Here is a 12,180-nt window from a genome sequence, read left to right as displayed (position 1 = left end):
TGGCCAACCACAAGGCCATCGCCAAAGCCACCGACCTCGACATCTACTTCTGCGACCCGCATTCGCCATGGCAACGCGGCAGCAATGAGAACACCAACGGACTGCTGCGCCAGTACTTCCCGAAAGGGACAGATCTCTCGTTGTGGGGGCCCGGATACCTCGACCAGGTCGCCTCCGAACTCAACGGAAGACCCCGCAAGACCCTGGGTTGGAAAACCCCAGCCGAAGCCCTCACCGAACTACTCTCAAATCCACCAACTGTTGCATCGACCCCTTGAACTCGCCCGACGTATCGCGACCCTCGTGTAGAAATCGGCGAAGTCTCAGCGGCCTGAGCCTGATTCGCCGCTCAGCGGCCCGAGCCTGATTCGCCGCTCAGCGGCGGCGGCCCGTGCCGAAGATGCTGCGCGTGATCTCGCGGCCGATCACGGTGCCCGCCGAGCGCATGGCACTCTTGAACGCCGAACTCTTGATCACCTGCTGGAGGATGCCGGGCTCTTCTGGCTGGGCAGGAGCGGGCATCGGCTCGATGTCACCCGAGGCCTCGACACCGCCGAAACCACCCGGGTCGTCGGCGGCCGCCTCGGGCGGCGGGGCCAGCTTGGCGGCCAACCGCTCATAGGCCGAATCACGGTCCACGGTCTGGCCATAAGTGGCCTGCAGCGGGCTGGCCTTGGCGGCCGCGGTGATCGCGTCATTGCCGATGGTGTCCATCAACGATCGCGGCGCCCGCATCCGGGTCCAGGCCACCGGCGTCGGTGCACCCTTCTCCGAGAGCACGGTGACAACCGCCTCGCCGATACCGAGCGAGGTCAACGCCTTCTCCAGGTCGTAGACGTCGGTCTTCGGATAGGTGCGCACCGTCTTCGACAGGGCCTTCTGGTCGTCAGGGGTGAAGGCGCGCAACGCATGCTGCACCCGCGCGCCCAGCTGCGACAGCACCTCGTTGGGCACATCGGTGGGCAACTGCGTGCAGAAGAACACGCCGACGCCCTTGGAGCGAATCAGCTTGACGGTCTGCTCGACCTGTTCCAGGAAGGCCTTGGACGCATCGGCGAACAGCAAGTGCGCCTCATCGAAGATGAAGACCAACTTGGGCTTGTCGACATCGCCGACCTCGGGCAACGTCGTGAACAGATCGGCCAGCACCCACATCAGGAACGTGGAGAACATCACCGGCCGCGCGGCCTGTGCACCCAGCTCGAGCAGGCTGATGATGCCCCGCCCCTGGGGATCGGTGCGCAGCAGATCCTTGGGTTCGAGCTCGGGTTCGCCGAAGAACAAGTCGGCGCCCTCGGCCTCCAGGTTGACCAGGGCCCGCAGGATGACGCCTGCCGTCGTGGTCGACACCGCACCCAGCGCCTTGAGTTCGGGCTTGCCCTCGTCACTGGTGAGGAACTGGATCACCGAACGCAGATCCTTGATGTCCAGCAGGGGCAGACCCTTCTGGTCGGCCCAGTGGAAGATCAGACCCAGGGTGGACTCCTGAGTGTTGTTGAGCCCCAACACCTTCGCCAGCAGGATCGGCCCGAAGCTGGTGATCGTGGCGCGCACCGGCACCCCGATGCCGCCGGTGCCCAGCGACAGGAACTCCACCGGAAACGCGGTCGGCGTCCAGGTGTCGCCGGTGTCCTTTGCGCGCTGATCGACCTTCTCGTTCGCGGTGCCCTGAGCCGAGAGGCCCGACAGATCACCCTTCACGTCGGCCATCACCACCGGGACGCCTGCCGCTGACAGCTGCTCGGCGATCACCTGCAGGGTCTTGGTCTTGCCGGTACCGGTAGCACCCGCGATCAACCCGTGGCGGTTGACCGTGGCCAACGGGATGCGGACCTGTGCAGCCGGGTCGACGGCGCCGCCCGTGTCGCTGGGGACGAACACCGACCCCAGTTCGAGTGCCTGGCCTTCGACTGCGTAACCGGCGGCAATCTGCTGCGCGGGGCTGGCTGTCGATTCGGTGGTCATGCCGCGGTCCTCCCAGTTTTCGCGAACGAGCCAATCGGGGTCTGACACTACTTGCCGGACGGCGCACACGGTGGGTGTGGCAACCCGTCGCCCGGTAACGGAATAATGTGGATCTTCGTGCGAGACGAACTGGTATGGATCGACTGCGAGATGACCGGCCTGGACCTCAAGTCCGATCGCCTGATCGAGATTGCGGTTCTGGTCACCGACGCTGACCTGAACATCCTCGGTGACGGCCTGGACGTGGTCATTCACACCGACGACGAGGCGTTGTCGTCCATGGTCGACGTGGTCAAACAGATGCACACCCGGTCCGGGCTGATCGAAGAGGTCCGGGCTTCGACCGTCGATTTGGCCACCGCCGAAGAGATGGTCCTCGATTACATCCGCGGACACGTCAAAACAGCCAAGGCCGCTCCCCTGGCGGGCAACTCGATCGCCACCGACCGCGGCTTCATCGCCCGCGACATGGCCAAACTCGACGATTACCTGCACTACCGGATGATCGACGTCAGCTCCATCAAGGAGCTGTGCCGGCGCTGGTATCCCCGCATCTACTTCGGCCAGCCGGAGAAGGGGCTCGCCCACCGCGCACTGGCGGACATCCACGAGTCGATTCGCGAACTGAAGTACTACCGCTCCACCGCGTTCGTCGCCCAGCCCGGTCCGTCTACCAGCGATATTGCCGCCATCGCGGCCGAGCTCGGCCCGCCGAACGGCGACGCGACCGAAACCGATTCGGCGGTACAGCACCCGAGCAGTTAGTATCTACGAGCCGCATATGCTCCAAAGGCGCGCGGCGATGGTGGCTGTAGTTCAGTTGGTAGAGCACCAGGTTGTGATCCTGGCTGTCGCGGGTTCGAGTCCCGTCAGCCACCCCGATAGCGGGAACGCCGTCTGCGCAAGCAGACGGCGTTCCTCGTTTCGGGCCGTGATACCCGCGCGACGCCCTCGTTCATTCACTCCTCGGACCAGCGGTTGCGGCTCAGCCGGGATACTCGGTGGCGCCGAGGGCGACGTCGAAGTTCCCCACTCCATGACGGGCGAGACCCATGAGGACCAGGCCCGTTCCCTCCAGCCAGTGCGCCATGTTCAAGCCGCCGACGTCCAACGGGCGCAGTCCGAGACTCGCGATGAACTCCGCTACGCGTGCCTTGGCCTGCGCATCGTCGCCCGCGAAGAACACATCCGGCGTCCGGCCCTTCTCCAGGACATGACCGAAGACGGTGTTGAATGCCTTCACCACGCGGGCGCCGGCCGGGGCCGCCTTGGCGACTTCCTGTGCGATCGAGGTGTCATCGGGGATGGCGAGTCCGTCGGCCGCGTCATTGAAGGGGTTGCTGATATCGACGATGACTTTGTCCGCCAACGCGTTTCCGTACTGGGTGACGACCGGAGCGACATCGGCGTACCTCAGGGCCACGATGACGATGTCCCCGGCCGGGACGGCGCCGAACTCGCCTGTCGTAACACTGCTGCCGAGCGCTTTGGCCAGGTCACCAGCCTTGGAATCGTCGCGGCCGATGATCTCAACGGTGTTGCCACCCGCTACCGCCAGCGCGCCGATCGCGCGGGCCATGTTCCCGGTGCCGATGATGCTGATGTTGCTCATAAGGTGTCCCATGTTCTCGTTTGAATAGAAGGTTGACGCCTCCCGTATGTACGGATTGTCCTGTGCGTCAACCAATTTGGGTGTGTGGAGGCTGATGGAACCGGGCCGTACGCCCGGCGGGCACGACCTTCGTCGTCATTCCCCGTTCGTGAGGAGCTTCCAGGGCTGCATACCGAGGAGGCCGGCAAGGTGGCCCTGCATCTGGACGCCGGACGGCAGTGGGCGCCACCAGATGGTTACCTCGGCGATCTTTCCGTCAGCGTCGAGCAGGATGTAGTCCATCCCGTCGACCACGGCGTCTTCGATCTGCAGCCGGAAGTGCGCGGCGTGGTGCGTTTCGCCGCTGAGGACTTCTGTGTAGGTGAGGTCGGCCGCCACCGCGCCGACCGTCCGGATGGCTTCCAGGACTGCCTCGCGGCCGGTGAGTGACTCATCGCCGAGCGGGCCGTACAGCACCACGTCCTCGGCAAGCATTCCGGCAAGAGCGGCTTTGTCTGCGCCGCCGTGCATGCAGTCGACAAAGGACTCCACGGTGTTGCGGTGCGGGGCGAACGTGGTCACGTGGTCGTTGTTCATCAGATCGCCGCGGTGCCGCCATCGACCACCAACTCCTGGCCATTGACATAGCTTGAGTCGTCCGAGGCGAGGAACAATGCGACCGACGCGATCTCCTCAGGGCGGCCCATCTTTCCCCGTGGGATCAGGGATTCGAACTGCGCCTTCATCGCCTCGTCGAACAGCTCCTCCTGGATGGGAGTGGCAACCTGACCGGGGGTCAGCACGTTGACCCGGATGTTCCTGTCCTTCAACTCAGATACCCACACCCGCGCGTACGCGGGGAGGACGGCCTTGCTCGCCGCGTATACGCCCCACTCGGGGTAGCCCTTGAGCGACGCGTTCGACCCGGTCATGAAGATCGAGCCGCCGTCGTTGAACAACGGCAACGCCTTCTGCACCGTGAACAGCGTGCCGCGCGCGTTCAGCGAGAAGGTGGCATCGAAGTCCTCCTCGGTGATCTCGCCGAGCCTGCCCTGCTTGCCCATCCCGGCGCTTGCCCACAACACGTCGATCGCGCCTTTTTCCCGCTTGACGGTGTCGAACAAGCGGTCCAGATCATCGAGATCGGCCGAATCGCCCTGTACGCCGGTCACGTTCCGCCCGATCAGTTCGACGGCTTGGTCCAGCGCGTCCTTCCGTCGGCCCGAGATGAAAACGTGAGCCCCCTCCTCAACGAACAACTTGGCACCGGCCAATGCCAGACCACTGGTCCCGCCGGTGATCACCGCGACCTTGCCATCGAGCTTTCCCATGATCACTCCTCGTCAACTTGTCGATGTTATGTACACCGATCTGAGTGCTTAACGTATCCGACCGCTCGGCGAGACGCAAGCTATGTACACCGATCCGTACCAAACTGGGCTAGGCTGGATGCATGACGGAGTTGGAGAAGGGTCCCCAAGGCCTGCGCCGCGGCAGGGGCGCACGCGAGCGCATCCTCGGCGCCTCGCGTCGACTGTTCCGCGATCAGGGCATCAACAGCACCGGCCTGGACCAGCTCTGCGCGGAGGCACAGGTGTCCAAACGCACGTTCTACCAACACTTCTCCAGTAAGGACGAGCTGATCGCCGAACATCTACGCCGATTCGATCCCGACGTCCTGCCCGAAGTGTTCGACCGCACCGACCTCACGCCCCGCGAGCGGCTCCTCGCCGTCTTCGACATTCACGGACCGCTGTGCCCGTTCATCGCGGCGGCCGTCGAACTGCACGACGCGGGCCACCCAGCACGCGTACACGCCCGCGACTACAAGCAAGCCTTTGCCGCGCGGCTCGCCGAGACCGCGCGGGAGGCCGGCGCCACCGACCCCGAACAGCTCGGCGAACAACTGGCGCTGCTCCTCGATGGCGCCTCGGCCCGCAACCGGGTCCTCAACACCGAAACCTTCGCCACCGCGGCCGCCATCGCAGCCGTCCTCGTCGACAACGCCATCCCCGCGACAGCGGCACCGTCCGGCGCAGGCGGGAACTGATCCGCCATGCATGTGGCCATGCTTACTCCTCGTAGTATGAATTCGATTGGTGCGCCTAGGCCGTCAGCTGGCCGGAGAAGTAATGACCGTTGTCCAAATCGGCAAAAAGTTTGGGCTGGACGGGTTCCCAGCCGAGGGTCTGGCGAGTGATCAGACTGGAGGCCGGAAGGTCCAACGTGACCAGGTTCGTGAACATCCCGAAATATCCCGGCAGCATCAGGACATCTACGGGAACACTCACGGCGGGCAGGCCCAGGCGGCTGCCGATGGCCTCGGCGATGTCGCGGAATGGGATGGCCTCATCCTGAACCGCGTGCCAATATCTACCCGCCGGACCCTTCTCCAACGCCAGGCGGAACAGGGAGGCGCCATCGCGAATGTGGACGGCGTTCCACGCATTCGTGCCATCTCCGGGGTAGCCGGCGAAACCCTTCTCCTTGGCGAGCCCGATCAACCCCGGCAGGAAGCCAGCGTTGTCGGTCGTGTCGTGCGCGATGAGCGGAAGCCGCACTATCGACGACCGCACTCCCTGCTCGGCGAGGCCAATTACCGTCCGTTCCACGACGTTACGAGCCCGCAGCGTCCCCTTGTGCTCCTCCCCGCCGGGAAGGGCCGGGTCTTCCTCGGTGGCGGGCCGGCCCAGGTTTCCCGGCGAGCCGATGCTGCCCGCCGCAACCAGTGGCTTTCCGGTTCCCGCGAGCGCCTCGCCGTACGCGAGCATGATCGGCAGTTCCGCGGCGGCCACGGCGTCCATCCCGCCGGAAGGAAGCAGGTCCTGCCTGTGCGCGACGTGGATGACGCCGTCGGAGTCCCGCGCTGCCTCCTTGAGCCCGTCGAGATCTTCGAGACTGCCGCGACGCACACTCGCGCCGAGGGCGGACAAGGCCTCTGCGGAGGCGTCCGAGCGGGCCAGGCCGGTCACCTCATGCCCGGCGGCGATGAGCTCGGGGATGATGCATGAACCGGAATGGCCGGTCCCGCCAGTAACGAAAACGCGCATGTGACTGTCCTTTTCGAGGTGGGTGGGGGCTTGCTCAGCTGAGAATGTTGACGCCGAGGGCAAAGTTGGTGTGCTTGACGGAGTGGGTCATCAGGCCGAGCTGCAGCAGACCCGCGTTCTCCAGCGCCCGTGCCATTGGCAGCGGTCCGGCGTCCATCGGGTGCAGTCCCAGGCTCTCGATGAACGCCGACACCCGTGCCTTTACCTGCGCGTCGTCGCCTGCGATGAACACGTCCAATGGGTGACCCTCTGCCGAGCCTGCTGCCAGAACATTGGCGAACAGGGTGTTGAACGCCTTGACGACATGCACGCCGGTGGAGGCAGCCTTGGCGATCTCCTGCGCGCCCGAACTACCCTCAGGGGTAACGAATCCCGCGAAATCGGGGGTGACCGGGTTGGTGATGTCGACCACGACCTTGCCGTGTAATGCGTCCCCGTACTGACTGACCACCGCCGCCGCGTTGGCATACGGCACGGCGAGGATGACGATGTCCCCCACCGGCGTGGTGCCGACCGTGCCGACAGTGGCGCCACCGAGCGCGGCGGCCAATTCCTTGGCCCTGACCGGGTCGCGACCGACGATCTCGACTGCGTTGCCGCCGGCGAGTGCTCGCCCAGCCAATGCGCTGGCCATGTTTCCCAGGCCGATGATGCTGATGCTGCTCATGTGGTGTCCCGTCTCGGTTCAAAAGGTTGACGCATCAACAATATGCAGATTATTGGTGATGCGTCAACCAATCGAGGTAGCATGGAGGCCGATGGAAGCGAACTGGCTGAACTCCCGCGAGGACCGCGCCTGGCGGGCCTTCATACACGCGCATCAACAGATCGAAGTCCACCTCAGCCGACGTCTGCAGAAATCGGACCTGTCCGGGGCCGACTACGAGGTCTTGGCGGCGCTCTCGGCGGTCGACGAAAACCGCTTACCCTCCCACGCCCTGTGCAACGCACTGGCCTGGGAGAAAAGCCGCCTCTCGCATCAGGTGCGGCGCATGCAGAAGGACGGGCTGGTCAGCCGTGAGCCCAATCCCGACGACGCCCGCAGCACTATCGTCCGCCTGCTGCCGGCCGGCCTCGCCGCCATCGAGAAGGCGGCACCGAGGCACGTCGAGGACGTTCGCCGGAACTTTATCGACCTGTTCACCCCGGCTGAACTCGACACACTCACCACCCTCAACGAACGAGTCCTGCACCACCTGGCCAAAGTTGACGTCTCCCCCGCCGGAGACGAACCGTCGTAACCTTCCACCAGCGGTGAGGATTTCAGCTCCGTCCAGGCCCTCAGGTGCAGATCTAACCCGCTCAGTTCGGGGAGTCCGGCTCCCAGGTCGAGGGCAATAGCGGCGCCGTCGGGCCATCACCGAACTCCGCACCGCGCAATGTCGTCAATCCTGTCGTCGTCGCATCCGACTTGTCGCGCACGCCGGAAAAGCCCAGGGGACCCGCACCGCAGTCCGACGCTGTGGGCAGCGATTCCGGTGTGGTGGCTCCATGCGGATCTGCTTCGAGGTCCATGTATTCGTTGCCGTGTCCGCGCTCCCGGATCGCTGCGCGCCGACGGCGGCGGGCCCGTGCCTCACGGGCTGGTTCGCCGGCTGTGGCCACAGCGATATCGGGTTCAGAGGCTTTCTTCTTCGTGGTGGCCGACGTGGTGGCCCTTGCCGCGGCAGGAATGCCGACGCCGGGAGAGCCGATGAGATACGGAGGAAAGAAACCCGGCCCAACACTCGGGGCGGCCGATGGCCCCGGTCCGGGGGCGGCAGTTGCGGTCGCCGATGCCCCGGTCGGCGAGACCGTGGGGGCTGAAGCGGTAGTCGGGGCCGGTGGACTGCCGGGCACCGTGGACGCGCCTGCGGCGGCCGGCCAGGACTCGGGTCCGGCGCCGGCCGGGAGCTCCGCGAGACCAGACGTGACCGGCTGAATTGCGGCCAGGCCGGCGATCGCCCACCCCAGGTTTGCGGTCACGATGCCCAGAGCCGGCTGGATCAGGGCCGGGGACAGCTGGACGACGACCTGCAGCAGCTGTGCCGCGTGGAAAGCCATGTCGGCCAACACCATCGGCAGATTGGTCAGCAAGGCTGCCGGGTCGTTCAGCAGGTTGTCGATCAGGAGGTGAATGTTCTCGATCTGCTCGTGCCCGACTTCCAGCCACCACCGCGGATCGAGTGGGCTCAGGTCTCCGTGGCCATGGTCGCCATCATGGTCGTGGTCATGGTCGCCATCATGGTCATGGTCGTCGTGGTCGTGGTCGCTGTGCAGGATCCTCGGCGCCGCCGGGGTGGACGGGGTGGATGCCACCGCGACCTCTGACACCCCCTGATAGCCGTGCATCGTGATCGCGGCCAGGATCCACATCCGCACGTAATCGGCCTCGTTCAGCGCGATCGGAATGGTGTTGATTCCAAAGAAGTTGGTAGACAGCAGGATTGCATTCCTCGCATGGTTGGCGGCCAACTCTGCCAAGGTAGGCATCGCCGCCAAGGCACTCACATACGCCGCGGCTGCGGTTTCATGCTGGGCCGCGATCGCCGCGCTGTCAGCGCTGGCCTGGTGCAGCCATGCCAGATAGGGAACATGCGCGGCGACGTACCTTTCGGCACTCGGACCGTGCCATGCTCCCGCCTGCACCCCGCCCAGCACCGCTGCGAGTTCCGCTGCCACCGCGGCATATTCGACGCTCAACGAGGACCATGCGCCGGCGGCGGCCAACATCGGACCCGGACCCGGGCCGCTGCTCAACAACGAGGAATGCACCTCCGGCGGCGAGGCCATCCATACCGCGGCCATGAGAACCCTCCTTGTAGACCCGTCTACCCGAAGCGTTCAAGTTATTGAATATGATTGTCATTATCAATGAATCTGGTGGAACTCATAGAAAGACCGGCGGGAAGCCGCTTCAGGTTCTACGGAATCGCCAAAGCACTGCGCCGAGAACGGCGAGATGTGCCACACGGCGCGGAGATCGTGCGACGCGAGGCGCGCGCAGCCCGGGTATGCCGAAGGAACTGATGGCCTTGTGACCGAAGGACCCTCACGATGGAGGTATCGCAGCCAGTGGAGTCACCGGCCGCAGGGTTGAATCGCGGACTATCCCGCCGCGTCGGCTCGCCGCCGGATCCGCGGCGCCAACTGCACGACCTCGGGCACCACGGTCGGATTCTCGTGGGCGGTGGTCACCAGAGACACCAGGGTGTTGGCGACATCGCGCAGGGCCGACATCCGGGCCGGCAGCGCCCCCTGGGCCACCCACGTCTTGAGCAGTTGGTCCAGCAGATCGCGGTCGGCGCCGCGCAGGATCTCGGTGTCGTCGGTCGGACCGATGCCCACCCGAATCAACGACAGTTCCGGATGCTCACTGCGCCAGGAATGCAGGATCTCGTCGAGAGCGGCCTTGCTCGCGCTGTAGGCCGCCACACCGGCCCGCGGACGGCCGACGTCATGGCTGGACGCGACCAGGATCACGCCGTTCTCGGACAGCCGCGGAACCGCCGCGCGCAGCACGTTGCTGGCGCCGACCGTGTTGACGCTGAACGCATGCAGCCAGGTGGCGACATCGGTGTCCTCGATGTGGGCGAAGGGAATCACTGTGCTGGTGAACACCACCGCATCCAGACCGCCCAACGCATCGGCCGCGTCGTTGACGACGCGGCCGATGACGGCGAAGTCCTCGACGTCGAGTTCGAATGCGAATCCGCCAGTGGCCTCGGCCAGGGAATTCAACAGATCGATGCGGCGTGCGGCGACGGCGACCTTGGCGCCGCGCTCGGCGGCACCGACCGCAACAGCGTGGCCGATGCCCGACGAGGCACCGACGACGAGGAGACGCAGTCCGGCTGCATCGGCTCGCTGACCGCTCATTCTCGATCAACCCTCCATGGTCATCTCAAGGTGTTAGGTCACCCTTCGCTCGTCGGACATTACCGCGTGCGATGAGTTCCGGGCGCGCGGTGGGTCCACTTGAGAGACCGAGTTTCTCCGAACAGCAATCGGGAGCCCTTGATGACGACAGGAAAACCTCCGATAGTCGACCAGCAGACGTGGCGCAGCGCGCTCGACGACCTACGGCGGCGCGAGAAGGACGCCACCCGCGAATTGGACGCGATCGCGGCGGCACGGCGGCGCCTGCCGATGGTCGAGCTGCCGGAGTACACGCTCATGAGTGCCGACGGCCCGGTGCGCTTGGCCGACGTATTCGACGGACGCACCCAGCTGATCACCTACCACCACATGTGGACCGACGGCGCTGAATGGCAGTGCGGCGGCTGCACCGGTTTCACGTCGCAGTTCACCCGCCTGGACTTCCTGGACAACTACGACGCCCGATTCGTCGTCGTCACCAACGGACCGATCGAGGAGGCCCTGGCCTACCGCGACAAGGTCGGTAACCGTATGGACTGGTACTCGTCGTCGGAGAGCTCCTTCGGCACAGACGTCGACGCCGCGCCCGGAGGAGGCTTCGCGGTCAACGTGTTCCTGCGTGCGATGGCTCCGTCGGGCGAGGAATCGGTCTACCGCACCTGGCACACCAACGGCCGTGGCACCGAGCAACTCAGCCACTCCTTCGCACTGATCGACCTGCTGCCGTACGGCCGCCAGGAGGAATGGCTCGATTCCCCCGAAGGCTGGCCGTCGCGACCCACATACTCGGGCTGGCTGGACAGTCCGGACATTGCCCGCCTGTACGGAAAGGACCCCCGATGACTTCATCGACCGACACCGAGCGCTACGTCGTCACCCGCACCATCTCCGCATCTCCGGCCCAGGTGTTCGCCGTCCTGGCCGACCCGGCCCGGCACTGCGACACCGAACCCAGCGACTGGGTGCGCGACGCGATCGACCCCACGCCGATCACCGGGACCGGCCAGATCTTCGCGATCAACATGTTCCTGCCGGCTGCCGGAGGCCACTACGTCATGCACAACCTGGTGACCGAGTTCGACAAAGACCGGACCATCGCCTGGGTGCCCGGCCAGCTCGACGAGCAGGGCCGCCACGAGCCAGGCGGTTGGTGGTGGCGCTACGACCTGTCCCCCAACGGCGAGCAGACCGACGTGACGATCACCTATGACTGGACGGGCACCCCGCAGAGCTTTCGCGACCAGATCGGCGGGATGCCTCCGTTCGAATCTCACTACATCGCTGAATCTCTTGCGGCGCTGGAACGCTCGGTGACGTAGTCAGGCAGGCAGCTGGTCCAAGAACCCCAGCACGGTCTGGATCCGTCCTTCGGGATCGGTGGAGAGCACGTCGAAACCGACCACCACCGGCTCGGTATCGCGGGGGCCCAGCCCCCACTGGAAGCGCACGTGCTGGTGGTGGGCGTCCGGTCCGCTGACAAGGGTGAACACGTAGCCCGGAAACTGGGCCTGCACGGCCTCGATGGCTCCGGAAATACCGTCGTGCCCGCTCACCTGAGCCAGCGGATCGGTGTAGGTGACGCCCTGCGCCCAATGCTCTTCCAGCAGCGCCCGCCGCTGGGCGTTATCGGTGGCATTCCAGGTGTCGAGGTATGCGGTGACGGTGTCGTCAAACTCGGCCATATCGCCTCTTTCACGGTAATCGACTGGGACTCAG

The 12,180-nt window shown here is 65.3% G+C and carries 15 protein-coding genes and 1 tRNA gene; 7 read left to right on the top strand and 9 right to left on the bottom strand.

The features are described 5' to 3' along the window. Positions 1 to 278: IS30 family transposase (locus H977_RS0123090; RefSeq protein ID WP_029110088.1), on the top strand; the 278-nt coding region annotated here is incomplete at its 5' end. Positions 279 to 375: 97 nt separating this feature from the next. Here H977_RS0123090 and H977_RS0123085 read toward each other — a convergent pair. Beyond that, positions 376 to 1,965, bottom strand: a complete 1,590-nt coding sequence (locus H977_RS0123085) for a helicase HerA-like domain-containing protein (protein WP_029110087.1) — start codon at positions 1,963 to 1,965, stop codon at positions 376 to 378. Between the two features lie 117 nt (positions 1,966 to 2,082). Between H977_RS0123085 and orn the strand changes: the two genes are divergently transcribed. Together orn and H977_RS0123075 are read left to right on the top strand one after the other, a co-directional pair. Next, entirely contained in the window at positions 2,083 to 2,730 is a 648-nt protein-coding gene (orn, locus tag H977_RS0123080; RefSeq protein WP_029110086.1) for an oligoribonuclease, read from the top strand. A gap of 40 nt (positions 2,731 to 2,770) precedes the next feature. Then, a tRNA-His gene (locus tag H977_RS0123075) sits at positions 2,771 to 2,843 on the top strand. Positions 2,844 to 2,950: 107 nt separating this feature from the next. Here H977_RS0123075 and H977_RS0123070 read toward each other — a convergent pair. From H977_RS0123070 to H977_RS0123060, 3 genes are all read right to left on the bottom strand, one after another. Beyond that, the gene (locus tag H977_RS0123070; protein WP_029110085.1) at positions 2,951 to 3,577 is read right to left on the bottom strand and encodes an NADPH-dependent F420 reductase; all 627 of its coding nucleotides are present in this window, start codon (positions 3,575 to 3,577) and stop codon (positions 2,951 to 2,953) included. 135 nt (positions 3,578 to 3,712) lie between these two features. Next, entirely contained in the window at positions 3,713 to 4,153 is a 441-nt protein-coding gene (locus H977_RS0123065) for a nuclear transport factor 2 family protein (RefSeq protein ID WP_231396043.1), read from the bottom strand. Then, the gene (locus H977_RS0123060) at positions 4,153 to 4,887 is read right to left on the bottom strand and encodes an SDR family NAD(P)-dependent oxidoreductase (protein ID WP_029110083.1); all 735 of its coding nucleotides are present in this window, start codon (positions 4,885 to 4,887) and stop codon (positions 4,153 to 4,155) included. Before H977_RS0123060 ends, H977_RS0123065 begins: the two co-directional genes overlap by 1 nt. 122 nt (positions 4,888 to 5,009) lie before the next feature. On the opposite strand from H977_RS0123060, the gene H977_RS0123055 reads away from it, so the two are divergent. After that, positions 5,010 to 5,606 carry a TetR/AcrR family transcriptional regulator gene (locus H977_RS0123055; protein WP_029110082.1) on the top strand — a complete coding sequence of 199 codons (597 nt, stop codon included), beginning with the start codon at positions 5,010 to 5,012 and terminating at the stop codon, positions 5,604 to 5,606. 55 nt (positions 5,607 to 5,661) lie between these two features. Here H977_RS0123055 and H977_RS0123050 read toward each other — a convergent pair whose 3' ends face one another. Together H977_RS0123050 and H977_RS0123045 are read right to left on the bottom strand one after the other, a co-directional pair. Next, positions 5,662 to 6,606: an SDR family oxidoreductase gene (locus H977_RS0123050; RefSeq protein WP_029110081.1), complete on the bottom strand. Its 945-nt coding sequence runs from the start codon at positions 6,604 to 6,606 to the stop codon at positions 5,662 to 5,664. A gap of 34 nt (positions 6,607 to 6,640) precedes the next feature. Beyond that, a complete protein-coding gene (locus H977_RS0123045; protein ID WP_029110080.1) occupies positions 6,641 to 7,273 on the bottom strand; it encodes an NADPH-dependent F420 reductase in 633 nt (210 codons plus the stop codon). Between the two features lie 91 nt (positions 7,274 to 7,364). On the opposite strand from H977_RS0123045, the gene H977_RS0123040 reads away from it, so the two are divergent. Continuing rightward, on the top strand, positions 7,365 to 7,847 hold the full coding sequence (locus H977_RS0123040; protein ID WP_029110079.1) for a MarR family winged helix-turn-helix transcriptional regulator: 483 nt from the start codon (positions 7,365 to 7,367) through the stop codon (positions 7,845 to 7,847). A gap of 61 nt (positions 7,848 to 7,908) precedes the next feature. On the opposite strand, the gene H977_RS0123035 is transcribed toward H977_RS0123040, so the two are convergent. Both H977_RS0123035 and H977_RS0123030 read right to left on the bottom strand, forming a co-directional pair. Next, positions 7,909 to 9,393: a PPE family protein gene (locus H977_RS0123035; protein WP_029110078.1), complete on the bottom strand. Its 1,485-nt coding sequence runs from the start codon at positions 9,391 to 9,393 to the stop codon at positions 7,909 to 7,911. Between the two features lie 300 nt (positions 9,394 to 9,693). Beyond that, the gene (locus tag H977_RS0123030; RefSeq protein ID WP_029110077.1) at positions 9,694 to 10,464 is read right to left on the bottom strand and encodes an SDR family oxidoreductase; all 771 of its coding nucleotides are present in this window, start codon (positions 10,462 to 10,464) and stop codon (positions 9,694 to 9,696) included. 141 nt (positions 10,465 to 10,605) lie between these two features. Between H977_RS0123030 and H977_RS0123025 the strand changes: the two genes are divergently transcribed. Continuing rightward, positions 10,606 to 11,307: a DUF899 family protein gene (locus H977_RS0123025; RefSeq protein WP_029110076.1), complete on the top strand. Its 702-nt coding sequence runs from the start codon at positions 10,606 to 10,608 to the stop codon at positions 11,305 to 11,307. After that, a complete protein-coding gene (locus H977_RS0123020) occupies positions 11,304 to 11,783 on the top strand; it encodes an SRPBCC family protein (RefSeq protein ID WP_029110075.1) in 480 nt (159 codons plus the stop codon). The genes H977_RS0123025 and H977_RS0123020 overlap by 4 nt, the downstream gene beginning before the upstream one ends. Here the strand turns inward: H977_RS0123020 and H977_RS0123015 are convergent, their stop codons facing one another. After that, a complete protein-coding gene (locus H977_RS0123015; RefSeq protein ID WP_029110074.1) occupies positions 11,784 to 12,146 on the bottom strand; it encodes a nuclear transport factor 2 family protein in 363 nt (120 codons plus the stop codon). Positions 12,147 to 12,180: the final 34 nt, after the last annotated feature.

This window comes from Mycobacterium sp. URHD0025, assembly GCF_000426065.1.
Taxonomy (GTDB): Bacteria; Actinomycetota; Actinomycetes; order Mycobacteriales; family Mycobacteriaceae; genus Mycobacterium.
Note: the sequence above shows the minus strand (reverse complement) of the source record. Positions and strands in the feature narration are given on the sequence as shown.

Excerpts from the sequence above, each read along its gene's own strand:
- H977_RS0123035 (WP_029110078.1), bottom strand. The coding sequence starts at position 9,393 with ATGGCCGCGGTATGGATGGCCTCGCCGCCGGAGGTGCATTCCTCGTTG.
- H977_RS0123085 (WP_029110087.1), bottom strand. The coding sequence starts at position 1,965 with ATGACCACCGAATCGACAGCCAGCCCCGCGCAGCAGATTGCCGCCGGT.
- H977_RS0123040 (WP_029110079.1), top strand. The coding sequence starts at position 7,365 with ATGGAAGCGAACTGGCTGAACTCCCGCGAGGACCGCGCCTGGCGGGCC.
- H977_RS0123045 (WP_029110080.1), bottom strand. The coding sequence starts at position 7,273 with ATGAGCAGCATCAGCATCATCGGCCTGGGAAACATGGCCAGCGCATTG.
- H977_RS0123030 (WP_029110077.1), bottom strand. The coding sequence starts at position 10,464 with ATGAGCGGTCAGCGAGCCGATGCAGCCGGACTGCGTCTCCTCGTCGTC.
- H977_RS0123065 (WP_231396043.1), bottom strand. The coding sequence starts at position 4,153 with ATGAACAACGACCACGTGACCACGTTCGCCCCGCACCGCAACACCGTG.
- H977_RS0123055 (WP_029110082.1), top strand. The coding sequence starts at position 5,010 with ATGACGGAGTTGGAGAAGGGTCCCCAAGGCCTGCGCCGCGGCAGGGGC.
- H977_RS0123015 (WP_029110074.1), bottom strand. The coding sequence starts at position 12,146 with ATGGCCGAGTTTGACGACACCGTCACCGCATACCTCGACACCTGGAAT.
- H977_RS0123050 (WP_029110081.1), bottom strand. The coding sequence starts at position 6,606 with ATGCGCGTTTTCGTTACTGGCGGGACCGGCCATTCCGGTTCATGCATC.
- H977_RS0123025 (WP_029110076.1), top strand. The coding sequence starts at position 10,606 with ATGACGACAGGAAAACCTCCGATAGTCGACCAGCAGACGTGGCGCAGC.
- H977_RS0123070 (WP_029110085.1), bottom strand. The coding sequence starts at position 3,577 with ATGAGCAACATCAGCATCATCGGCACCGGGAACATGGCCCGCGCGATC.
- H977_RS0123020 (WP_029110075.1), top strand. The coding sequence starts at position 11,304 with ATGACTTCATCGACCGACACCGAGCGCTACGTCGTCACCCGCACCATC.
- H977_RS0123060 (WP_029110083.1), bottom strand. The coding sequence starts at position 4,887 with ATGGGAAAGCTCGATGGCAAGGTCGCGGTGATCACCGGCGGGACCAGT.